Source organism: Orrella dioscoreae (assembly GCF_900089455.2).
Taxonomy (GTDB): domain Bacteria; phylum Pseudomonadota; class Gammaproteobacteria; order Burkholderiales; family Burkholderiaceae_B; genus Orrella; species Orrella dioscoreae.
Genome location: NZ_LT907988.1, coordinates 1,236,151 through 1,259,062, shown reverse-complemented (window position 1 = coordinate 1,259,062; position 22,912 = coordinate 1,236,151). Strand labels below are relative to the sequence as shown.

The 22,912-nt window shown below is 67.5% G+C and carries 20 protein-coding genes; 6 read left to right on the top strand and 14 right to left on the bottom strand.

The window, feature by feature from the left end:
• Positions 1-2 precede the first annotated feature (2 nt).
• Entirely contained in the window at positions 3-2,360 is a 2,358-nt protein-coding gene (locus ODI_RS05710) for a DNA translocase FtsK (RefSeq protein WP_098020849.1), read from the bottom strand.
• Between the two features lie 61 nt (positions 2,361-2,421).
• Between ODI_RS05710 and trxB the strand changes: the two genes are divergently transcribed.
• Both trxB and ODI_RS05700 read left to right on the top strand, forming a co-directional pair.
• A complete protein-coding gene (trxB, locus tag ODI_RS05705; protein ID WP_067750409.1) occupies positions 2,422-3,381 on the top strand; it encodes a thioredoxin-disulfide reductase in 960 nt (319 codons plus the stop codon).
• Positions 3,382-3,421: 40 nt separating this feature from the next.
• Positions 3,422-4,141, top strand: a complete 720-nt coding sequence (locus ODI_RS05700; RefSeq protein ID WP_067750411.1) for a Smr/MutS family protein — start codon at positions 3,422-3,424, stop codon at positions 4,139-4,141.
• 31 nt (positions 4,142-4,172) lie between these two features.
• On the opposite strand, the gene ODI_RS05695 is transcribed toward ODI_RS05700, so the two are convergent.
• The 3 genes from ODI_RS05695 to norR all read right to left on the bottom strand — a co-directional run bounded on the left by ODI_RS05695 (position 4,173) and on the right by norR (position 8,529).
• Positions 4,173-6,236, bottom strand: coding sequence for a VC_2705 family sodium/solute symporter (locus ODI_RS05695; protein ID WP_067750413.1), 2,064 nt, complete (start codon positions 6,234-6,236; stop codon positions 4,173-4,175).
• The gene (locus ODI_RS22500; RefSeq protein WP_082985185.1) at positions 6,236-6,577 is read right to left on the bottom strand and encodes a DUF4212 domain-containing protein; all 342 of its coding nucleotides are present in this window, start codon (positions 6,575-6,577) and stop codon (positions 6,236-6,238) included. The genes ODI_RS05695 and ODI_RS22500 overlap by 1 nt, the downstream gene beginning before the upstream one ends.
• Before the next feature lie 362 nt (positions 6,578-6,939).
• Positions 6,940-8,529 carry a nitric oxide reductase transcriptional regulator NorR gene (norR, locus tag ODI_RS05685; RefSeq protein WP_231968205.1) on the bottom strand — a complete coding sequence of 530 codons (1,590 nt, stop codon included), beginning with the start codon at positions 8,527-8,529 and terminating at the stop codon, positions 6,940-6,942.
• Positions 8,530-8,682: 153 nt separating this feature from the next.
• On the opposite strand from norR, the gene ytfE reads away from it, so the two are divergent.
• On the top strand, positions 8,683-9,360 hold the full coding sequence (gene ytfE, locus ODI_RS05680; protein ID WP_067750415.1) for an iron-sulfur cluster repair protein YtfE: 678 nt from the start codon (positions 8,683-8,685) through the stop codon (positions 9,358-9,360).
• A gap of 52 nt (positions 9,361-9,412) precedes the next feature.
• On the opposite strand, the gene ODI_RS05675 is transcribed toward ytfE, so the two are convergent.
• From ODI_RS05675 to icd, 3 genes are all read right to left on the bottom strand, one after another.
• Complete coding sequence (locus ODI_RS05675) at positions 9,413-9,853, bottom strand: CopD family copper resistance protein (protein WP_067750418.1); 441 nt, start codon at positions 9,851-9,853, stop codon at positions 9,413-9,415.
• A gap of 43 nt (positions 9,854-9,896) precedes the next feature.
• Entirely contained in the window at positions 9,897-11,135 is a 1,239-nt protein-coding gene (locus ODI_RS05670; protein ID WP_067750420.1) for an NnrS family protein, read from the bottom strand.
• A 164-nt stretch (positions 11,136-11,299) separates the two neighbouring features.
• Complete coding sequence (gene icd, locus ODI_RS05665) at positions 11,300-12,556, bottom strand: NADP-dependent isocitrate dehydrogenase (RefSeq protein ID WP_067750422.1); 1,257 nt, start codon at positions 12,554-12,556, stop codon at positions 11,300-11,302.
• A 171-nt stretch (positions 12,557-12,727) separates the two neighbouring features.
• Between icd and ODI_RS05660 the strand changes: the two genes are divergently transcribed.
• Positions 12,728-13,159, top strand: coding sequence for a DUF1841 family protein (locus ODI_RS05660; protein ID WP_067750424.1), 432 nt, complete (start codon positions 12,728-12,730; stop codon positions 13,157-13,159).
• 85 nt (positions 13,160-13,244) lie between these two features.
• Here the strand turns inward: ODI_RS05660 and ODI_RS05655 are convergent, their stop codons facing one another.
• The 4 genes from ODI_RS05655 to ODI_RS05640 form a co-directional block, all read right to left on the bottom strand.
• Positions 13,245-14,552, bottom strand: a complete 1,308-nt coding sequence (locus tag ODI_RS05655; RefSeq protein WP_067750426.1) for an MFS transporter — start codon at positions 14,550-14,552, stop codon at positions 13,245-13,247.
• 65 nt (positions 14,553-14,617) lie between these two features.
• A complete protein-coding gene (gene dgoD, locus ODI_RS05650) occupies positions 14,618-15,766 on the bottom strand; it encodes a galactonate dehydratase (protein WP_067750429.1) in 1,149 nt (382 codons plus the stop codon).
• A 42-nt stretch (positions 15,767-15,808) separates the two neighbouring features.
• Positions 15,809-16,453 (bottom strand): 2-dehydro-3-deoxy-6-phosphogalactonate aldolase, encoded by a 645-nt coding sequence (locus ODI_RS05645; RefSeq protein WP_067750431.1) that lies wholly within the window; start codon positions 16,451-16,453, stop codon positions 15,809-15,811.
• A 48-nt stretch (positions 16,454-16,501) separates the two neighbouring features.
• Complete coding sequence (locus tag ODI_RS05640) at positions 16,502-17,476, bottom strand: 2-dehydro-3-deoxygalactonokinase (protein ID WP_067750564.1); 975 nt, start codon at positions 17,474-17,476, stop codon at positions 16,502-16,504.
• A 213-nt stretch (positions 17,477-17,689) separates the two neighbouring features.
• On the opposite strand from ODI_RS05640, the gene ODI_RS05635 reads away from it, so the two are divergent.
• Positions 17,690-18,475 carry an IclR family transcriptional regulator gene (locus ODI_RS05635; RefSeq protein ID WP_067750433.1) on the top strand — a complete coding sequence of 262 codons (786 nt, stop codon included), beginning with the start codon at positions 17,690-17,692 and terminating at the stop codon, positions 18,473-18,475.
• A 67-nt stretch (positions 18,476-18,542) separates the two neighbouring features.
• On the opposite strand, the gene ODI_RS05630 is transcribed toward ODI_RS05635, so the two are convergent.
• The 3 genes from ODI_RS05630 to ODI_RS05620 all read right to left on the bottom strand — a co-directional run bounded on the left by ODI_RS05630 (position 18,543) and on the right by ODI_RS05620 (position 21,789).
• The gene (locus tag ODI_RS05630; protein ID WP_067750435.1) at positions 18,543-20,771 is read right to left on the bottom strand and encodes an NADP-dependent isocitrate dehydrogenase; all 2,229 of its coding nucleotides are present in this window, start codon (positions 20,769-20,771) and stop codon (positions 18,543-18,545) included.
• A 277-nt stretch (positions 20,772-21,048) separates the two neighbouring features.
• On the bottom strand, positions 21,049-21,408 hold the full coding sequence (locus tag ODI_RS05625) for a c-type cytochrome (RefSeq protein ID WP_067750437.1): 360 nt from the start codon (positions 21,406-21,408) through the stop codon (positions 21,049-21,051).
• Between the two features lie 12 nt (positions 21,409-21,420).
• Positions 21,421-21,789 (bottom strand): c-type cytochrome, encoded by a 369-nt coding sequence (locus tag ODI_RS05620; protein WP_067750439.1) that lies wholly within the window; start codon positions 21,787-21,789, stop codon positions 21,421-21,423.
• Between the two features lie 230 nt (positions 21,790-22,019).
• Here ODI_RS05620 and ODI_RS05615 point away from each other — a divergent pair, with 230 nt between their 5' ends.
• Positions 22,020-22,886 carry an AAA family ATPase gene (locus ODI_RS05615; RefSeq protein WP_067750441.1) on the top strand — a complete coding sequence of 289 codons (867 nt, stop codon included), beginning with the start codon at positions 22,020-22,022 and terminating at the stop codon, positions 22,884-22,886.
• The last annotated feature ends 26 nt before the right edge of the window (positions 22,887-22,912 follow it).

The window sequence follows — 22,912 nt, the reverse complement described above, 5'->3', positions numbered from 1 at the left end:
TCCTATTCGTCGTCCTCGCGCTTGGGCGCGAGGATTTCACGGTTGCCATTGGACTGCATGGCAGATACGACACCGGAGTTCTCCATCTGTTCCAGGAGCCGCGCGGCGCGGTTGTAACCAATGCGCAGGTGCCGTTGCACCAGCGAGATCGAGGCGCGGCGGTGCTTCAGCACCACTTCCACGGCCTGGTCGTACATGGGATCGGATTCGGCGTCGGCAAAGCCCGTGACGCTGCCCACGCCATCGCCCGTCTCGCCCTCGACGCCCCCTTCCAGCAGGCCTTCGATGTAGTTGGGTTCCCCCTGGGCCTTCAGGTGCTCGACGACGCGATGCACCTCGTCGTCGGACACGAAGGCGCCGTGCACGCGCACGGGCAGGCCCGTGCCGGGCGGCATGTAGAGCATGTCGCCCTGCCCCAGCAGCGCTTCGGCGCCCATCTGGTCGAGGATGGTGCGCGAGTCGATCTTGGACGACACCTGGAAGGCGATGCGGGTGGGAATGTTGGCCTTGATGAGGCCGGTGATGACGTCCACGCTGGGACGCTGCGTGGCAAGGATCAGGTGGATGCCCGCGGCCCGCGCCTTCTGCGCCAGGCGCGCGATGAGCTCTTCGATCTTCTTGCCCACCACCATCATCAGGTCGGCCAGCTCGTCGATCACCACCACGATCTGCGGCAGTTCGGACAGCGGCTCGGGCGCGTCGGGCGTCAGCGAGAAGGGGTTCGGAATGGGCTCTTCGCGCTTGGCCGCATCCTTGATCTTGGTGTTGTAGCCCGCCAGGTTGCGCACCCCCAGCTTGCTCATGATGCGATAGCGCTTCTCCATTTCCCCCACGCACCAGTTCAGCGCGTTGGCGGCGTGGCGCATGTCGGTGACCACGGGCGCGAGCAGGTGCGGAATGCCTTCATAGACGCTCATTTCGAGCATCTTGGGGTCGATCAGGATGATGCGGGTGTGGCTGGCATCGGCCTTGTAGAGCAGCGACAGGATCATGGCGTTGATCCCGACCGACTTGCCCGAACCGGTAGTGCCCGCCACCAGCAGGTGGGGCATCTTGGCGAGGTCGGCCACCACCGGATTGCCGGCGATGTCCTTGCCCAGCGCCATCGTCAGCACGGAATGGCTGGCATGGTAGGTCTGCGAGCCCAGGATCTCGGACAGGCGCACGGTCTGGCGGCGCGGATTGGGCAGCTCCAGGCCCATGAGGTTCTTGCCCGGAATGGTTTCGACCACCCGGATGCTGACCAGGCTCAGCGCGCGCGCGAGGTCCTTGGCCAGGTTGACGATCTGGCTGCCCTTCACACCGGTGGCGGGTTCGATTTCATAGCGCGTGATGACGGGGCCGGCCTGGGCCGCGACCACCACCACCTGGACGCCGAAGTCGGCCAGCTTCTTTTCGATGAGGCGCGAGGTGAACTCGATGGTTTCCGGCGTGACGGTTTCCACCGCCGCCTGGGGCGGATCCAGCAGGGAGATGGCGGGCAGGTCGCCATGCGCCGGATCGGCGAACAGCATCTGCTGCTTTTCCTTCTCGATGCGCTCGGACTTGGGCACCACCGTGATGGCCGGCTCGATGCGCACGGGCTGCTCGTGCACCAGCTTTTCCTGCTTGGCCACGACCTGCTCGGTGCGCACCTGCTTGGCGACCTCGCCGACCTTGCGGTCCTGGCGCGCCGCATAGGCATTGCGCAGGCGGCGCGCGCCCGTTTCGATCCAGGCGCCGACGCGTTCGGCCACCTGCAGCCACGAGAAATTGAAGAAGAGGCTCATGCCCACGGCCACCATCACCAGCAGCGCCAGGGTGGCGCCGGTGAAGCCCAGCGACTGGGCGGCCAGGCCCGACAGCGCCTGGCCGATGACGCCGCCCGCGCCGCTGCCGGCGTCGCTGCGGGCAGGCAGGGACATGCCGTAGGAGAAGAACCGCAGGGCTTCCAGGCCCACCGAGCCCACCAGCAGGATGAAGAAGCCGACGCCCTGCTCCCAGTGCACCCGCGGCAGCGTCTCCGGCTGGCCGCGCGTGCGCAGCTGGGTGGCCAGCCGGCGATAACCGGCGCGCACCCGGTGCAGCAGCAGGATGACCCACCACCAGGCGGAAAATCCGAACAGATACAGGAGGATGTCGGACAGATGCGCGCCGAAGACGCCGCCCTGGTTGTGCAGGGGCGCATCGGGCACGGAATGGGACCAGCCCGGGTCCTGGGGGTGCCAGGTTGCCAGGACGAGCGTAAGCCACACGGCAAGGGCCGCGAACAGGATCCAGCGGGCTTCGCGCAGCAACGACGACAGCCGTGCCTGCAAAGGGGACGGACCGTTGCGGGTGTTGCGGGAGGCGCGGGGGGAGGCTGCGGTGGTGCGAGACATGGGGGTCATTATAATTGGGCGTTACCGTGAAGGCTTTAGATACGAAAGGCTTTAGATACAGATGACCACGCCGAAACATGCAACCGTCCTGATCCTGGGATCCGGCCCCGCCGGCTACACCGCCGCCGTCTACGCCGCCCGCGCCAACCTGAACCCGGTGCTCGTCACGGGCCTGGCCCAAGGCGGCCAGCTGATGACCACCACCGATGTCGACAACTGGCCCGCCGACGCCGCCGGCGTCCAGGGCCCCGACCTGATGATGCGCTTCCAGCAGCACGCCGAGCGCTTCAACACCGAAATGCTGTTCGACCACATCGCCAAGGTCGACCTCACCAAACGCCCCTTCACCCTGACGGGCGACGCCGGCCAGGTCTATACCTGCGACGCGCTCATCATCGCCACCGGCGCCTCGGCAAAATACCTCGGCCTGCCGTCGGAAGAGGCCTTCATGGGCCGCGGCGTGTCGGGCTGCGCCACCTGCGACGGCTTCTTCTACCGCAACCAGGACGTGATCGTCGTGGGCGGCGGCAACACCGCGGTGGAAGAGGCACTGTACCTCTCGAACATCTGCCGCACCGTCACCGTCGTGCACCGCCGTGACAAGTTCCGCGCCGAGCCCATCCTGATCGACAAGATGATGGCGAAGGTCGAAAACGGCAACATGCGCCTGAAGCTCTTCTCCGAACTCCAGGAAGTGCTGGGCGACGACTCGGGCGTTACCGGCGCGCGCCTCCTGAACAGCCAGACCGGCCAGACCGAAGACCTGCCGGTCACCGGCGCCTTCATCGCCATCGGCCACCACCCCAACACCAGCATCTTCGAAGGCCAGCTGGACATGGAAAACGGCTACATCAAGACGCGCAGCGGCTTGAACGGCCTGGCCACCATGACCTCGGTGCCGGGCGTCTTCGCCGCCGGCGACGTGCAGGACCACGTCTACCGCCAGGCCATCACCAGCGCCGGCACGGGCTGCATGGCCGCGCTGGACGCCCAGCGCTGGCTGGAAAGCGCCGGCAACTGAAGAGGCGCCGCATGACTGTCGTTCATCACGGGGGCCGGGCATGAAGGGCGCCCGCCAAGGCTTCGGCGACCTCAAGGCACTGGCCAAGACGGCCGCCGACAACCAGCGCAAGGCCGAACGGCAAGCCGCGGCCCGTCCCGTCACGGCCGCCTCGGGCGCCGGGTCGGCCAGGGGCCAGGGCCCTGCCGCCACGCCCGCGGCGCCCGAGGACGTCGACGCGTTCCGCCGCCTGATGCAGTCCGTCACGCCCATCAAGACGGACCGCGTCGCGCGCGCCAACACGCCTGCCGCCCCCGCCGACGAGCAGCGGCGCCGCCGTGAATGGGCGATGGGCGGCCAGGCCGCCGCGCCCACGCCCGCCGCGCTGGAGCCGGTCTCGGACGAATATGTCTCGCGCCTGCTGACCGACGACGGCAGCGCCTTCGTGCGCACCGGCATGGCGCCGGACACCCTGCGCCAGTTGCGCCGGGGCGCCTGGGGCGTGCAGGCCGAGCTGGACCTGCACGGCATGACGGTGGAGCAGGCACGCCCCGCGCTGGCAACGTTCCTGAAGGCCGCCGTGGAGGCCGGCGCGCGTTGCGTGCGCGTCATCCATGGCCAGGGCCATCACTCCAGCGGCCCCCAGGCCGTGCTGCGCGACAAGGTCACGCGCTGGCTCGTGCAGCACGCCATCGTGCTGGCATTCGCCCAAGGCAAGGAAGCCGACGGCGGCGCGGGCGCGGTGCGGGTGCTGCTCAAGCAAGGCAGCGCCGGCAACTGAGATCAGGTGGCGTGGCGTGAGGGCCCAGCCCTCACTCGTCGCCACGGCGCACGAAATCCACCAGTTGCCGGGTCGCCGCGTCCGGGCGCGGCGTCAGCAGCGACACCACCACGGTCACCGCGAACGCCACGGGCGCGCCGAAGATGCCCGCGGCGATGGGCTGTATGCCCCACCACAGCGACACCGGCTCCGTGCGGGCGATGCCGAACAGCAGTTCGCGCAGCCAGGGTTCGGTGCGCGCCATGTACCAGGTGGTCACCGCCAGGCCGGCCAGGATGCCGCTGGCCGCGCCCCAGCGGTTGGCGCGCTTCCAGAACACGCCCATCACCAGCGCCGGGAAGAAGGTGCAGGCCGCGAACGAGAACGACGCCGTCACCATGAAGAGGATGTCGGCAGGCTTGCGCGCCGCCACCCAGGCCGCGCAGAAGGCCACGCCCAGCAACAGGATCTTCGACACCAGCACGCGGCGCGCGCCGCTCATGCGCGGCGACATCACGCGGAACCACGTGTCGTGCGACAGCGAGTTCGACAGGGTCAGCAACAGCCCGTCCGCCGTCGACAGCGCGGCGGCCAGCGCCCCCGCCGCCACCAGCCCTGAAATGACGTAGGGCAGCCCGCCGATCTCGGGCATGGCCAGCACCACCACGTCGCCGCCCATCTTGATCTCGGCGCGCTGCACGATGCCGTCGCGGTTCAGATCCACGATTTCCAGCAGGTGCGGGTCCACCGCGCTCCATGCCCCCACCCAGCTCGGCAGGTCCGCGAAGGAACTGCCCACCAGCTGGATCAGCACTTCGTGCTTGACCAGCACCGCCAGCGCAGGCGCCATGAAGTACAGCAGCAGGATGAAGGCCAGCGACCAGAACACCGACATGCGCGCATCGGACACCGATGGCGTGGTGTAGGACCGCATGAGGATGTGCGGCATGCCCGCCGTGCCCAGCATCAGGCACAGCACCAGCGCGATGAAATTGTTGCGCAGGTTGGCCTGCTCTTCGGGCGTGGGCTTGGGATAAGGCTCGGCGTGCGGCATGGCCGGCGCCGCCTGCGCGGCATAGGAATCGCGCGCCTGCGACCACGCGATGCGCGCGGCCTCGACGCTGGCCGGATAGATGGACAGTTCGCGCTCCAGCGTGCGGATGTCCACCATCGGCGCCTCGGCCTCCTTCAGCCCATCCAGCCGCTCGCGCAGGCGCGTGCGCTCCTGCGTCCACGAGGCGGGCAAGGCCTGCACGCGGGCCTGCATCTCGTCGGCGCGGAGCTGCCACATGGCCCGCACCGCGCGCTCCGCCGGGTCGAGGTCCAGCTCACGCTCGCGCTGCGTCACCTCTTCCAGCGCGATGCTGGCCGACCATTGCGGCACCGGGATGTCCGCGTGCTTGGCAGACAGCCAGAACACCGGCACCAAGTAGGCAATGACCATGATGATGTACTGCCCCACCTGGGTCCAGGTGACGGCACGCATGCCGCCCAGGAAGGAGCACACCAGCATGCCGCCCAGCGCGACGAAGATGCCCAGCTCGAACGAGATGCCCGTCATGCGCGTGGTGATGATGCCCACGCCATAGATCTGGGCGACCAGGTAGGTGAAGGAGCACAGCACCGCGCACGCCACGCCCGCCAGCCGCGGCAGGTCGCCGCCGTAACGCGCGCCCAGGAAGTCTGGGATGGTGTAGCGGCCGAACTTGCGCAGATAGGGGGCGAGCAGCAGCGCCACCAGCACATAGCCGCCCGTCCAGCCCATGATGTAGGCCAGGCCGCCATAGCCGGTCAGATAGAGCGTGCCCGCCACGCCGATGAAGGACGCCACCGACATCCAGTCGGCGGCAGTGGCCATGCCGTTGTAGACCGCCGGCACGCGCCGTCCCGCGACGTAGTACTCCTCGGGATCGGAGGTGCGACAGAGAATGCCGATGCCCGCGTACAGGCACACCGTCACCAGCAGGAAGACGTAGCCGATCCAGTTGCGCGGCATGCCCAGCACTTCCATCAGGGCAAGCACCCCGATCAGCGCGATGAAGCCCGCCGTGTAGAGCACATAGGTGCGGCGCAGGCCGACCTTGAAGGCGGTTTGGGACTCCGCGCCGAAGGGCATCAGTCGCCGCCGCCAGTCTGGTCGCGGGCGGCGCGGTCGGCCCGGTTTCGAAGGATGGCGTAGAGGCCGATGATGATGAGATAGGCGAAGGGCGCGCCATAGGCCGCCATCCAGAACGAGAACGGCCAGCCCAGGAAGGAGAAGATCAGGTCGCGCGCGAAATAGGCGGGAATGAAGGTGATGGCCAGCCAGGCCAGCAGCAGCGCCGTGATCTGCAGGCCGTTGGCGCGCCAGGAACGGTGCTGGCCCCGGCGCTGCACCGTGCGGATGTCATGGGAAGGCGTGGCAGGGGAAGGCGCCGGACCGGCGGACGCCGGGTGGTTCGATGCTGGATGTGGCATGCCAGGTTCCCCACGCAAAAGACGGTGGCCCTGCCTGCTTCCGGCAAAACCGACCGCACAAGCGAAAACGGCTGGCACTGCCTGGTGCCAGCCGCTACGCATTTTTTTTCTTCTTGGGTACAGCTTTATTTTTATTTTTTGGTTTTTTTAAACCGGTGCCGCCGGTTGTTGCCCATGCAGGGCTTTGTCTCCCACCTGCATGGACAGGATTCTGCACCAACGATGCCCCGGCAACACTAGGGGAATGCCCTAAGTTGAAGCATTAAGGATTGATGACAGGGGTTTTTAAGCACCGTATTGGTGCAAATAAAGTCCGCAGCTCATCTGATCGAACACATCCGCGGACTTCCTGACCACTCCGGTCATCCCTTCATCCCCAGCCGTCTTGCCAACTTGTGCAGGTTGCTGGCGTCCACCTCGAGCGCCCGCGCTGCGCACGCCCAGTTGTTGCCGTGGCGGGCCAGCGCACTTTCGATGGCCCGGCGCTGGCTGGCCAGCACGACATCGCGCAGGCTTGCGAGCGGCGCCTGCTCATCGCCAGGCAACAGCGCCGCAGGCGCCACGCTGTCCAGCCCAGCCGCCGCACCCTGCCCCACCGCCACCCGCACATCCAGCAACTCCGGCGCCAGCGACACGATCTCATGCCGGCTCGCGCCCCGGCTCACCGCCTTCAAGGCCGCCCGGCTGATCACGTGTTCCAGCTCGCGCACATTGCCCGGCCAGTCGTAGCGGCGCAGCACCGCCTGCGCGGGCTCTGACAGGCGCAGGCTGCGCAGCCCCAGCCGCGCCCGGTTCAGCTCCAGGAAACGGCCGGCCAGCAGCAGGACATCGTCGTCGCGCTCGCGCAGCGGCGGAATCGGGATCGGATAGACCGACAGGCGGTGATAGAGGTCCGCCCGGAAGCTCCCCTCCTTCACCCGTTCGCGCAGGTTCCGGTTGGTCGCGGCAATCACGCGCACGTCGACGCGGCTGGGCCGGTCGGCGCCCAGGCGCTGGATCTCGCCGTTCTGCAAGGTGCGCAGCAGCTTGGCCTGGACGGACATCGGCAGTTCGCCCACCTCGTCCAGGAACAGGGTGCCGCCCTCGGCGGCCTCGACACGGCCCGCCCGTTCGCCCACCGCGCCGGAAAAGGCGCCCCGCACATGGCCGAACAATTCGCTCTCGGCCAGGGTCTCCGGCAGGGCGGCGCAATTGACATGCACCAGCGCCTTGCCCGCGCGCCGCGAACGCTGGTGCAGGCGGTGCGCGAACAGCTCCTTGCCGACCCCGGTTTCGCCCAGCAGCAGCACCGGCAGCTCGGTATCGGCGACGACGTCCAGCTCATGCAGCAGCGTCATCATGGCATCGCTGCGGCCCAGGATCTCCAGGCCAGGGCGCGGTGCGGCGCCGCCTTGCGGCGCCGCACCCGCCAGGCGCAAGGCACGCGTCTCGGTCTCCAGGCGGGTGACACGCACCGCGGCCTCGATGACGCCGGCCATCTCGCGCAGGCCGGCACGGGCTGCCGCATCGAAGGTGTTCACGTCCAGGGCATCCAGCGTGACCAGCCCCCAGCGCTCGCCCTCGACGTTCAAGGGCATGCCCATGCAGTCATGCACGGGCAGTGGCTCGCCCGCGCGTTCCTTCAGCAAGCCGTCGTAGGGATCCGGCCAGGCGCTGTCGTGGTCGAAACAGGTGACGCCGCCCTGCTCCAGGATCGCGGCCAGGCGAGGGTGATCGGCCACGGCATAGCGGCGTCCCAGCGCATCAGCGGTGAGGCCGTCGGTGGCCACCGGGCGCAGCACGCCTTGGTCCAGGCGCAGCAGCGCCACCGCGCCGCAGCGGAAATGCACGCGCAGGCTGCTGACCAGGCGCTGCAGCCGCAACGCCACGGGCAGCTCCGCCGCCAGGTCCGCCAGCAGGAGCATGGCGACCGGCGGGAAGGTGCGCGGCGCAAGGGTATCGCCTACCGTCATGGGTGTTTTCTACCTTTTCCCGGCAGGGTAGGAATGACCCCGCCCAAAGCCAAGCCGATGATTCGTCGATGATTTTTTCCTGGCACGCATTTCGCTAAAGCGGGAACGGCAGCGCCGCGCAAGGCGCCCCGTTCTCATTCGAAGGAGTGCTCCATGAACCTGATCGACCAATCCCTGGGCCAGCTTGCCCGCCAGATTCCCGGCGCCACGCAGGTCTTCCACCTGCACGGCCTGGACTTCTGCTGCGGCGGCAACCAGAGCCTGAAATCGGCCGTCGAAGCGGCTGGCCTGCCCCCTGCCCCCATCCTCGACGCGCTGGCCACGCTGGCCGCGCGCCAGGCCGAGGCCGGCGTGCCGGACTGGAACGAGGCCAGTCCCACGGACCTGATCGAGCACATCCTGGCGCGCTATCACGCCGTGCACCGCGAGCAGTTGCCTGAACTCATCCGCCTGGCGCACCGGGTCGAACAGGTGCATGGCGACCGCGAGGAGTGCCCGCTGGGCCTGGCCGACCTGCTGACGGGCATGCACCAGGCGCTGGAAAGCCACATGCACAAGGAAGAGAGCATTCTTTTCCCGATGATCGCCCGCGGCCACGGCGCGATGGCCGACGGCCCCATCGCCGTCATGCGCATGGAGCATGACGACCACGGCGAAGCCTTGCACCAGCTGGAGGCGCTGACCGGCGGCGTCACGACGCCGCGCGGCGCCTGCACCACCTGGCGCGCGCTGTATACCGGGCTGCGGACATTCCGCGAGGACCTGATGACGCATATCCACCTGGAGAACAACATCCTGTTCGAGCGCTTCTGCCCGCAAGCCAGGCACTGAAGGCGCTGCCGTACCCACACCGCCCCGCCACGTTCCTCCCGGAACGTGGCGTTCATCCATTCAGGAACCACATCGCCTTGGCCAGCACCACGATCAACAAGGCATGGCAGAACACGCTACGGTGCAGCACGCGCGAGCGCCTGCCCGACAGCAGGCCGCGCCGCCGCCACAGCATGGCGGTGCAGAAATGGCCGAACACGCTGAGCGCCAGCAGGATCTTCAGCGACAGCAACGCGCCGAAGGTGCTTGCCAGCGGCGCCGCCAACGCGCCGCGATGCTGCCAGGCCAGCGCCAGGCCGGCGGCGTAGAGCGTCAACAGCACCCACGGCATGATGGCCGTGGCGCGATTGCCCAGCGCGCGCTCGATCTCGCGCATGACGTCGGCCGGCAGGCGCCGTCGGATGCCGGGCAGCATGATCACCTCGAAGAACACCGTGCCGACGAAGGCGATGGCCGCCAGCAGATGCAGGGTCAGGGGCAGGAAATAGGACATGGCGCATGCTCACGAGGATTTCATCGGCTTCACGGAATCGGTTTCAGGACATCGGCTTGACGATGGGCCGGATGATCTGCCGGCCGCCGCCCGGGGCGTCCGCGCGCGGGCGGATCAGCCAGGGCGCGAAGCGCCAGAGATACAGGCCGAAGCCCAGCACCCAGGCGCCCGCCGACGCATGCAGCAGGCCCAGCGTGGCGGGCGAGGGCCAGAGCGCCGCCAGACGCAGCAGCGCGGCCAGCACGATCAGCACGAATGACGCCACCATGCAGCGGTCGGTCTTCAAGGGCCTGCCCAGGTGGCCGAGGGCCGTGCGCGTGGCCATGCCGATGATGAGCACCGAAAAGCCACCCACGCCGATCACATGCGCGGGCCAGGCCGTGCGCACCACCCAGCCGAGCGCCTGCGCGGCGGCGACCAGCAAGCCCACGCCCAGCGCGCCGTAACCGGCATACAGGATCCACAGCAGCGGCACCTTGCGTACCGCCAACGGCCGCCATGCCAGCCATTGCACCAGCGCGATTGCGCCGGCCGCTGCCAGCGCCACGGCCATGGGCACGGCCCATTGCAGGATGCCGAAGGCTGCCGCCAACACGCTGGCCGCCAGCTGCCAATGGCCGCTGCGCGTGTGCATGGGCAATTGCAGGCCCGGCACGGCCCGCGAGGCAAAGAAAGGGATGACGCGCCGGGCGACCAGCAGCGTGACGATCGCCATGCACAGCATGCCGCTGTGGAAATGGCGCAGCACCAGCGCATAGTCGCCCTGCGCGGCGGCGCTGACGTACAGGACGTGCGTGATGCCCAGTCCCAATGCCAGCAACGGCACGCCGTAGTTGCGCTGGTTGCGCGTGCGATAGATGGCGCGCCCCAGCGCGATGGCCGCGCAGCCGAAGAACAGGGCATCGGCGCCAGCGCCCACCCAGAAGGCCGTCGTGCCGGGCAGGAGGTAGGCCGCGCGCGCCGTGAGCCAGAGCGCCGCCAACGCGCCCAGGGCCGCCCCCTTCAGCGGGTTCACGCCCGTCCAGTTGGCGCCTGCCGTCAGAAGGAAACCCACGGCGATGGTGGCGATGAAACCCCACAGCATTTCGTGGGCATGCCAGAGCACCCCGCCCAGCGTGCCGGTCAGCCAGCCCGGCGCGAACACCCAGACCCAGACCGACACCAGCGCCCAGCCACAACCGCCCAGGTAGAGCGGCCGGAACCCCATTTCCAGGAAAGCGCGCCACTGGGGGGGCGCATCACGCCCGGGCGAGGGCTCTTGGGGTTGCAGGAGTGAGGTCATGGCGGCGCCTTGCGAAGCTGGCCGGGCGTGGCGTTTAAGATGTATTTTGAATATACATTATTCGCCCTGGATGACCTTGATCCATGACAAAACGCCAACGCCGCGGACTGGCCGCGGCGTTGGCGTTCTTTCCGGATTGCGCCGGCCCAGGCCGGCAGCCCGGCTTACATGCGTGCGATCATGGCCTGCCCGAAGCCCGAGCAGGACACCTGCTCGGCGCCCGGCAGCAACCGCGCGAAGTCGAAGGTGACCTGCTTGTCGAGGATGGTCTTCTCCATGCTGGCCAGGATAAGGTCGGCCGCTTCGGTCCAGCCCATGTGGCGCAGCATCATCTCGGCCGCAAGGATCTCGGAACCGGGATTGACGTAGTCCTTGCCCGCGTACTTCGGCGCCGTGCCGTGCGTGACCTCGAAGATGGCCGCGGTGTCGGACAGGTTGGCGCTGGGCGCAATGCCCGAGCCGCCCACCTGTGCCGCCAGCGCGTCGGAGATGTAGTCGCCGTTCAGGTTCAGCGTGGCGATCACGTCGTACTCGGCCGGACGACGCAGCACGCGCTGCAGGAAGGCATCGGCCAGCACGTCCTTGACGATGATGTCGCGGCCGGTGCGCGGGTTCTTCATGCGGCACCACGGGCCGCCGTCGATCAGCTTGGCGTCGAATTCGCGCTGCAGCAGGGCATAGGCCCAGTCACGGAAGGCGCCTTCGGTGTAGCGCAGCACGTTGCCCTTGTGCACCAGCGTGATCGAGCTGCGGTCGTGGTCCAGCGCGTATTGCGCCGCGCGGCGCACCAGGCGCTCGGTGCCTTCGCGCGAGACCAGCTTGACGGCCAGGGCCGACGAGTCCGGATGGCGGATGCTGTCCACGCCAAGCTTGTCGCGCAGGAACTGGCCCAGCTCGCGCGATTGCGCCGAGCCCGCCTGGAATTCGATGCCGGCGTAGATGTCTTCGGAGTTCTCGCGGAAGATCACCACGTCGGTCTGTTGCGGCTCGCGCACCGGGGCGGGCACGCCCTGGAAATAACTGACCGGACGCAGACAGACGAAGAGGTCCAGGCGCTGGCGGATGGCGACGTTCAGCGAACGGATGCCGCCGCCCACGGGCGCGGCCAGCGGCCCCTTGATGGACACCACGAATTCCTGGATGGCCTGCAGGGTCTCGTCGGGCAGCAGCACGTCGGGGCCATAGACCTGGGTGGCCTTGGCGCCGGCGTACATTTCCATCCAGTGGATGCGGCGCGCCGCGCCATAGGCTTTTTCGACGGCGGCATCGACCACGCGCTTCATGACCGGCGTGATGTCCGCGCCCACGCCATCGCCCTCGATGAAGGGGACGATGACCTGGTCGGGCACGTTCAAGGAGAAATCGCTGTTGACGGTGATTTTCTGGCCTTCGGCCGGGACCTTGATGTGTTGATAGGACATGGAAGCTCGATGGGTTGAGTCGCGAGAAATGAGGCTGGGCCGCGGGCTGGGCCGCGCATGCCCCGCCTTGGGGCACGTTCGTCCCGATTCTAGCCTGCCCGGGCCGCCTGCCGGCACATCCGGCAGGCGTAAAATGGCCTTTTACCGTCCGTCATTGACGCAAGTCCCCTCATGTTCAATCCCTCCCGCGACCAGGTGCGCCAGTTCTTCGTGGAAGCCTGGCGCAAGCACAAGGCCGGCGAAGTCCAGACGCCGCTGGAAACCATCGCGACCGACTGGATCGCCGAGCACCCGGAATACCACGCCGACCTGGAGCGCCCCGACGCGCTCACGGCCGAGTTCTCCGTGGAGTCGGGCCGCACCAATCCCTTCCTGCATCTTTCGATGCACCTGGCCATCGCCGAGCAGTTGCAGATCGACCACCCGCGCGGCATCCGCAGCGCCTACGAACGCATGGCCGCGCGCACGGACCACCACCACGCCATCCACGAAATCATGGAATGCCTGGGCCAGGTGGTCTGGGAATCGCAGCGCCTGGGCACGCCGCTGGACAGCGACGCGTATATCGAACTGATCCGCCAGCGGGCCGGGCACGCGAACTGATCGCCGCCCGCCAGGGCCCCGCGGCAGCCCGCCGCTGCCGGGGCGCCAACCCGGATAACGGCACGGTGCTGCGTTTGGCCCCGAATCAGGCCTCGATCCGCTCGACCTTGCCGACCAGCAGGATATAAGACAAGGCGCCCAGCAGCGCCAGCGTCGCGACGTAGACGATGGCTGGCGCGAAGTTGTCGGCGCTGACGAGGAAGCCGATCACGATGGGCGTGCAGATGGATGACAGGTTGCCGATGAAATTGAACACGCCGCCAGTCAGCCCGAGCAGGCGCGTGGGCGCCAACGCGGACACCAGCGACCAGGTGATCGAGGCCAGGCCGTTGCCGAAGAAGGCCACGGCCAGGAAGAAGATCACCCAGTTCGTCGAATCGGTGAAGTTCGCGCCGATCATCGAAGTCGAGATCAGCAGGCCCAGGATGATCGGCAACTTGCGCGCCAAGCCGACCGAGGCGCCGCGGCGAACCAGGAAGTCTGACAGCAAGCCCGAGCAAAGCACGCCGACGAAGGCGGCCAGGAAAGGCACCGAGGCCAGAAAGCCCGACTTGATGAAGTCCATGCCGCGGTATTTCACGAGGTAGGTCGGAAACCAGGTCAGGAAGAACCAAAGCGTCGAGGTCAGGCAGAACTGGCCCAGATACACGCCCCAGAGTTTGCGGCGGCTCATCACCAGGCCCAGGTCGGTCCAGTTGAAGGGCTGCTTTGCCTTGTGCGCCTGCTTGCCCAGGTCGACGACTCCGCCGCCTTGCTGGATCAGGTCGAGTTCGGCCTGGTTGGCGCCCTTGAAGTCGCGCGGCTCGCGATAGACCAGATACCAGATGACGCCCCAAACGATGCCGAGCAGGCCCGTGCTGAGAAAGACCATGTGCCAGCCGTAGTGATGCTGCAGCCAGGCCAGCACCGGCGTCAGGAATGCCAGGCCCACGAACTGTCCCGAGGTATAGAAGCCGATGGCGGTGGCGCGCTCGCGCTCGGGGAACCAGGCCGTCACCACACGGTTGTTGATCGGGTAGGCGGGGGCCTCGAACGCGCCCACCGTCAGGCGCAGCACGAAAAGCAGCAGGAAGCTCGTGGACAGCCCCATGAAGAAAGTGCCGAGAGACCACAGGATCAGTGCCGCCGCGTACAGCCGGCGGGGCGACACGCGGTCGACCAGCCAGCCGCCCGGGATCTGCATGGCCGCATAGGTCCAGCCGAAAGCCGAGAGCAGCAGGCCTTCCTGCACGGTGCTCAAGCCGAACTCGTCGCGCAGGGCGGGCGCCGCGATCGAGAGGTTGCTGCGGTCCAGATAGTTGATGACGACGGTGACAAACAGCATCACCATGATGAGATAGCGCGAGCGGGTGGCCTTCTGGCCCGGCAGCGCGCCGGCTGCGGCGGTATTCATGAGGTGTCTACTCCAGTTCTCTTTTGGGGGCGGCTTGTCGCGCCGCTATGAGGCAGGCGGGCGGCTTACCACTCGGCGAAGCTGCCGTCGGCATGGCGCCAGACCGGATTGCGCCAGCGATGGCCGACCGCCGCGCGCTCCTTCACGTACTCCTCGTTGACCTCGATGCCCAGGCCCGGGCCCTGCGGGATCTTCACCATGCCGTCTTCGTAGGCGAACACCTCGCGGTTGCCGATGTAGTCCAACAGGTCGTTGGCGGCGTTGTAGTGGATGCCCAGGCTTTGCTCCTGGATGAAGGCGTTGTAGCAGCCTGCGTCGATCTGCAGGCAGGTGGCCAGCGCGATCGGACCCAGCGGGCAATGCAGGGCCAGCGCCACGTCATAGGCCTCGGCCATCGCGGCGATCTTGCGGGTTTCGGTGATGCCGCCCGCGTGCGAAGGATCGGGTTGGATGATGTCCACGTAGCCTTCGGACAGTACCCGCTTGAAGTCCCAGCGCGAGAACAGGCGCTCGCCCAGCGCGATGGGCGTGGACGACAGCGGCGCCAGTTCCTTCAGGGCTTCGTAGTGTTCGCTGAGCACCGGCTCCTCGATGAACATCAGCTTGTAGGGCTCGAGTTCCTTGATCAACACCTTGGCCATGGGTTTGTGCACCCGGCCATGGAAATCGACGCCGATGCCCACGTCCGGGCCCACCGCCTCGCGCACGGCGGCCACGTTTTCCAGGCATTTTTCCACCTTGTCGTGGGAGTCGACGAACTGCAGCTCCTCGGTGCCGTTCATCTTCACCGCGCTGAAGCCGCGCTCGACGGCCGACCTGGCTGCCTGCGCGGTATCGGCCGGGCGGTCGCCGCCGATCCAGGAGTACACGCGGATGCGGTCCCGGACGTTGCCGCCCAGCAATTGCGAGACGGACACCCCCAGCGACTTGCCCTTGATGTCCCAAAGCGCCTGGTCGATGCCCGCCAGCGCGCTCATCAGAACGCCGCCGCCGCGATAGAAACCGCCGCGATACAGCACGGTCCAATGATCCTCGATGTTGCGCGGGTCCTTGCCCACCAGGTAGTCGGCCAGTTCCTCGACGGCGGCCGCCACCGTATGCGCGCGGCCCTCCAGCACGGGCTCGCCCCAGCCGGCGATGCCCTCGTCCGTTTCGATCTTCAGAAAGCACCAACGAGGCGGGACGATGTAGGTCGTGAGCTTGGTGATCTTCATGTGCGTGGCTCCTTGTTTTGCTGTTATGTGTCTATGTCGCGGTCAGGCGTGGGCAGGCGTTGCCTGCGACCAGGCCTGGATGAAGGCGCGCGCCTGCGCGCCCACCTGCCGGCCGTCCTGGCCTGGCTTGTAGAGCGCTGATCCGAGGCCGAAGCCACTGGCGCCGGCCTTCACGAAGGCATCGAGGTTCCCGGGCGTGATGCCGCCCACGGGCACGAGCCGGATGGAGGCAGGCATCACCGCCCGCCAGGCCTTGAGCACGGGCACCCCCAACTGCTCGGCCGGGAACATCTTCAGCACATCCGCGCCCGCTGCCAGCGCCGCGAACGCTTCGGTGGGCGTGGCCACGCCGGGGCAGCAGGCCAGCTCCGCCGCCTTGGCGGCACGGATCACCGCCGGATCGCTGTGCGGCATCACGATGATCTGGCCACCGGCCTCGGCCACCTCGGCGCACGCCTGCGGGGTCATGACGGTGCCCGCCCCGATCACGCAATCGGCGGGCAGGCAGCCGCGCAGAAGGGCAATGCTCTCAAGCGCCTGCGGCGAATTGAGTGGTACCTCGATCAGGCGGAAACCGGTCTCGTACAGCGACTGCCCGATCTCCCGGGCCTGGCTGGGTGCCAGGCCGCGCAGGATGGCAATCAGGGGGCATTGGGACAAGGCGGCTTCGAAGGTCTGTTGCGGCATGGTCTCTCTCTCTCTCGTTGTCTGGAACATTCGAAGGGCGTGCGACCTTCAGCCGGCGAGCAGGCCCGCGCCGCGCGCGATGAGCCACAGCCCGCGCTCGGTGGCCTGCGGAGCATGGACGACATCGCGCACACCGTAGTACGCCAGCGCCTGCTCATAGCGGGCACACAGGCTCGCCTGGCCACAGAGCACGAGGGTCGCTTGCGCGGGCGCGCGCATGGCCAGCAGGCTGGCGACCTCGTGGCCGATCAACAGGCCGGACAGATAGTCGGCTTGGCCCGTGGCGGGCAAGCGGCCCGCCAGGCCCAGCGTGCGGGTACTGAAGATGGTCGACAGCACGCCCGCGCGGCCTTCGGGCGTACCGGCCACGGCAAGCCCTTGCGCGAAGGACTGTGCATCCTCGCCCTGCCCGTCGCGCATGGTCCGCCCCAGGAGGGTGTGTTCGCGCAACGCGGCATAGACCTCGCCGGTCATGAAGGTATCGAAGTGTGCGATCCGCTGGCCGGTGACGCGTACCCATTTGGAATGGGTGCCGGGCAGGCAGACCAGCAGGTTGGGCGTTTGGTGGGACGGCAGTCCCGCCACGATGCCGGCGATCTGTGTTTCCTCGCCACGCATGACGTTCGGCAGCGCCCCGCCCTGCGACAGGCCCGGCACGATGTGCAGCGGCGTGCCCTGGCCACGATCGACCCGGGTCAACGTGCTTCCGATGTCAGGCAGGCCGGCGGGGACGTCCAGGTAAGGCGCTTCGCGCCAGCCCTGCGCGCTGCCCACCATGCCGCAGGCGATGACGGCCAGCCCGGGTTGCTGGCGTAGCCAGTCTCCACAGGCCGCTTCGAAGGCGATCTCGAAACGCGCATGCAGCGAACCGCCGGCATCACCCGGATCCGCCTCGGGCAGGCGCATGATGCCCCAGGGCAGGTTGCGCGCGTCGAGCACGTTGCCATGCGCATCCAGCCGATAGGCGCGCAGCGACGAAGTGCCCCAGTCGAGTGCTATCAGCGCGGCGCGTGCTGCCTGTATCAAATCCAGCTCCTGGCAATCCGGTGGTGCGCGCCATGCATGGCGCCGTTGTCGGCGGATTCTAGTCCAGCAGCGAAAAAATCTCAAAATTAGACATTGCATCCCAAATATAGGGATAATATGCGGCACAATGCTCGCTGGAAAGGACGCGGCCAGTGTTGCCCGCGCCCACTCCCAGGTATCCTCCACAGCGCGATTTCCAGGAGCCCATGCTTGTCCGACTCATCCAGCCCAGGCGCCCCCCCCCTCACCGGCACCCAGACGTTGCTGCGCGGGCTGGCCGTCATCCACGCGGTGGCCGCCGGCGCCCGCGACCTCAAGGCCTTGTGCGCCAGTCTCGACGTGCCCCGCAGCACCGCCCACCGCCTGGCCAGTTGCCTGGTGCAGGAACGCTATCTTCGCGTCGTACCCGGCATGGGCTATGCCCTGGGCCCGCGCCTGGTGGAACTGGGTTACCAGGCACGCGAGGCCTTCCCCATCACCACGCTCGCACGCCCGCATCTGGAAGGACTCGCGGCCTTGACGGGCGACACGATCCACCTGGCCGTGCGCGACGGTGACGAAGCGCTCTACCTGGACAAGATTCCTGGCAAGAAGGGACTGGAAATGCGTTCGCGCGTGGGCTCGCGCATGCCGCTGGCCCTGACGGGCGTGGGCAAGGCGCTGATGCTCGACGATGGCTCGCCGCAATGGCAGGCGCTGCATCGGGTGGGGGAGCCCATCGTCGCGCACGCCACGCCGGCCGGTCCGACGTGGGCGGCCTTCGAGACACGCATGCGCGACTACGCGGGCAAGGGCTACGCCTACGACCTGGAAGACAACGAACCGTCGATCCGGTGCGTGGCCGCACCGATCCGCGACGCCAGTCGCCAGATCGTCGCCGCGATCAGCGTTTCCAGCACGGTGCCTTACCTTTCGCTCGAACGCATGGCCGAACTCGCACCGACCGTGCTCGCCTGCGCGCAGGCGATTTCCCGCGAACTGGGCTTGCCCGCCTGACACCGCCAAAATGCAGGAAGGGCACGCGCCCCAAGGCGCGTGCCCTTCCTGTTGCTTGCGTACCGGATCAACCCAGCGAATCGATCGCCGCGTTCAGCGTGGCGCTGGGGCGCATGGCCTTGCCGGCCTGCTCGACGTTCGGGCGGTAGTAGCCGCCGATGTCCACGGGCTTGCCCTGGGCGGCCGACAGTTCGGCCAGGATCTTGGTTTCGCCGTCACGCAGGGCCTTGGCGACCGGTGCGAACTGCGAGGCCAGGGCGGCGTCTTCCGACTGGGCGGCCAGCGCCTCGGCCCAGAACAGGCCCAGGTAATAGTGGCTGCCACGGTTGTCCAGGCCACCCACCTTGCGGGAAGGCGACTTGTCTTCGTCCAGGAACTTGCCGGTGGCCTGGTCCAGGGTCTTGGCCAGCACCTTGGCGCGGGCGTTGCCATAGGTTTCACCCAGGTGTTCCAGCGAGGCGGCCAGGGCCAGGAACTCGCCCAGCGAATCCCAGCGCAGGAAGCCCTCTTCCTGGAACTGCTGCACGTGCTTGGGCGCCGAACCGCCAGCGCCGGTTTCGAACAGGCCGCCACCGGCCATCAGCGGCACGATCGACAGCATCTTGGCGCTGGTACCCAGTTCCATGATGGGGAACAGGTCGGTCAGGTAGTCACGCAGCACGTTGCCGGTCACCGAGATGGTGTCCTTGCCGTCGCGGATGCGGGCGATGGCATGCTTGGTGGCTTCCACGGGCGACAGGATCTGCAGGTCCAGGCCCTTGGTGTCGTGATCCTTCAGGTACTGCTCGACCTTCTTGATCAGCAGGCTGTCGTGGGCGCGGGCCGAATCCAGCCAGAACACGGCCGGCGTGTTCGACAGGCGGGCGCGGTTGACGGCCAGCTTGACCCAATCCTGCACCGGGGCGTCCTTCACACGGCACATGCGCCAGATGTCGCCGGCCTCGACGTCCTGCTCCAGCAGCACGGCGCCGGACTCGTCCAGCACGCGCACCACGCCGTCGGCGGCCAGCTGGAAGGTCTTGTCGTGCGAACCGTATTCCTCGGCGGCCTGCGCCATCAGGCCCACGTTGGGCACGCTGCCCATGGTGACCGGGTTGAACGGGCCGTTCTGCTTGCAGTCCTCGATGACGGCCTGGTAGACGCCGGCGTAGCAGCGATCCGGGATCACGGCCTTGGTATCGTGCAGCTGGCCATCGGCGCCCCACATCTTGCCCGAGTCGCGGATCATGGCGGGCATGGAGGCGTCGACGATGACGTCGCTGGGCACGTGCAGGTTGGTGATGCCCTTGTCGGAATTCACCATGGCCAGCTGCGGCAGCTTGGCGTAGCCGGCCTGGATGTCGGCCTCGATGGCGGCCTGCTTGTCGGCGGGCAGGGCCTTGATCTTGGTGTAGAGGTCACCGATGCCGTTATTGGGATCGAAGCCGACTTCCTTCAGCGCGTCGGCGTGCTTGGCCAGCACGTCCTTGTAGAACACCGAGACCACGATGCCGAAGATGATGGGGTCGGAGACCTTCATCATGGTGGCCTTCAGGTGGACCGAGAACAGCACGCCCTTTTCGCGGGCGTCGGCCACCTGGGCGTCGATGAAGCTGCGCAGCGCCTTGGCGCTCAGCACGGCGGCGTCGATGATGTCGCCGGCGAAGACGGCGAACTTTTCCTTCAGGACCGTCTTGCTGCCGTCGGCGGCCGTCAGTTCGATCTTGACGTTGCCGTCCTTGGCGACCAGCGCCGACTTCTCGCTGCCGTAGAAGTCGCCGGACGCCATGTGCGACACGTGCGACTTCGAGTCAGCCGACCAGGCGCCCATCTTGTGGGGGTGCTTGCGGGCGTAGTTCTTGACCGACAGCGGCGCGCGGCGGTCGGAGTTGCCTTCGCGCAGCACGGGGTTCACGGCGCTGCCCTTGACCTTGTCATAGCGGGCGCGGGCGTCGCGCTCGGCGTCGTTGGCGGGTTCTTCGGGATAGTCGGGCAGGTCGTAGCCCTGCTGCTGCAGTTCCTTGATCGCGGCCTTGAGCTGCGGGATCGAGGCGCTGATGTTGGGCAGCTTGATGATGTTGGCTTCGGGCTTGGTGGCCAGCTGGCCCAGCTCGGACAGCGCGTCGGAGGCCTTCTGGGCATCCGTCAGGCGCTCGGGGAACACGGCGATGATGCGGCCGGCCAGCGAGATGTCACGGGTTTCGACCACCACGTCGGCCGAGCGGGTGAAGGCCTTGACGATCGGCAGGAGAGAATGCGTCGCCAGGGCAGGCGCTTCATCGGTAAGGGTATAGATGATCTTCGACGTGGTAGACATTTTTCTCGTTGACTCGCTCTTTACGCAGAATGGATGGAAACCTGCACGGCGCGCTGCGAGCGCCGCTTGCGGCCCTGCCCGCGCGGCCGGCCACGCCGTCACGAAACGCTGACTGGCGCGGCCATGCGCGGTCGCCGCCCGGCCGGCTACGGCGGGAATGGCGGAAATAGACTATAGCAAGAAAAGGTAACGGTTCCGGGAAGACCGGCAGCCGAGGGCCGATGCAGACGGGCCCGGACCCGTCTGCCATGCCTGCATCGGTATCGAGCCGTCGGGCTCAGCGGCGCGTGCCGAGGTCGCTCGGCTGGCGGGCGAGCCAGGCGGCGACGTTGGCGATGTCCTGGTCGGACAGTTGGGCGGCGAAAGCGCCCATCACGGCGTTCTTGCGCACGTTGGCCGTGGCGGGCGCGCCCGACTGGCCGCGGCGATAGGCCTTCAGGGCATGCACGAGATAGTCCTCGTGCTGGCCCGCCAGGATGGGATAGGAGGGATCGACGCTGGTCTTGGCGTCCGCGCCGTGGCACGAAACGCAGGTCTTCTCGAACAGGGCCCGGCCGGCGGCCAGGTCGGCTGCGCCCGCGGCGTGGGCGGTCAGGAACAGTGCGGCGCCCGCAAGGGCAAGCTGGGTGCGTGTCATCATGCCCTCCGATTACTTGAGATTCGCGTAGTAGGCTGCCAGGTCGGCAATGTCCTGGTCGGACAGGCTCTTGGCGATCGCATCCATGGTGGGATGGCTGCGCGCGCCAGTGGCGTACTCGCGGAGGGCGGCTTCGAGGTATTTGGCGTTCTGGCCCGCGATCTTGGGCACGTGGTAGACCTCGGGGAAGCTGGCCTTGTAGCCCGGAATGCCGTGGCAGCCGATGCACATCGACACCTTGCCGCGTGCGGCCTCGACATTCCCGGTGATTGCCGCGTCGGCCGCGAGGGCCTGACCGGCGGCCAGACAGGAGACCGCCAATGCCAAGGCAGGCCCTCTGGTCTTGAACTTCATGCGCTTCAGGGTGTTTCTCAACTTCATGGGTTTGTCTCTTGAATTATTGGCTGAAGGAGAGGTTCCGGGCGAGGCGCCCCGACCGCAAAACCTGCCGATTGTACGATAATTGACCAGCAGCAAAGGCCTTTTGCAAGGCCTCGCAAGCCCCTCTTGACGCCACGCCGATACCCTGTTGACGGCATTCCCGGCGCAGTCCGCCAGGTCCGCGACAGCGGCGTTCTGCCCTCTTCCGCGCTTACCCGACTGCGACGCCCATGACCTCTCCCGCCCCCACCGCCCGCTATGAAGGATCATCCCGCTATGTGGCCACGGACGACCTGAAGCTCGCGGTCAATGCCGCCCTCACCCTGCAACGCCCGCTGCTGATCAAGGGCGAACCCGGCACCGGCAAGACGCTGCTGGCCGAGGAAGTGGCCGAGGCGCTGGGCCGTCCGCTGATGCAATGGCACATCAAGTCCACCACCAAGGCGCAGCAGGGCCTGTACGAATACGACGCCGTCTCGCGGCTGCGCGACTCGCAACTGGGCGACGAGAAGGTGCGCGACATCCGCCACTACATCCTGCGCGGCGTGCTGTGGCAGGCCTTCGCCAGCCCCGAGCCCGTGGTGCTGCTGATCGACGAGATCGACAAGGCCGACATCGAATTCCCCAACGACCTGCTGCGCGAACTGGACCGCATGGAATTCCACGTGTACGAAACGCGCGAGACCGTGCGCGCCGTACATCGGCCGCTGGTCGTCATCACCTCCAACAACGAGAAGGACCTGCCCGACGCCTTCCTGCGCCGCTGCTTCTTCCACTACATCCGCTTCCCGGACCGCGAAACGCTGCGCGAGATCGTCGCGGTGCACTACCCCGACCTGCGCCAGGACGTGCTGCGCGCGGCGCTGGACGCCTTCCTGGCGCTGCGCGAGGCGCCCGGCCTGAAGAAGAAGCCATCCACGTCGGAACTGATCGACTGGCTGCGCCTGCTGCTGGCCGAAGACATGAGCGCCGCCGAGATCGATGCGCACGCCGCCACCGCGATCCCGCCCATGGCGGGGGCCCTGCTGAAGAACGAGCAGGACCTGCAGCTGCTGGAACGCCTGGCCGCCGTCACGCGTGCCGGCCAACGCCGCTGAACCCTTTCCTATTCCGCCAGCCTCCA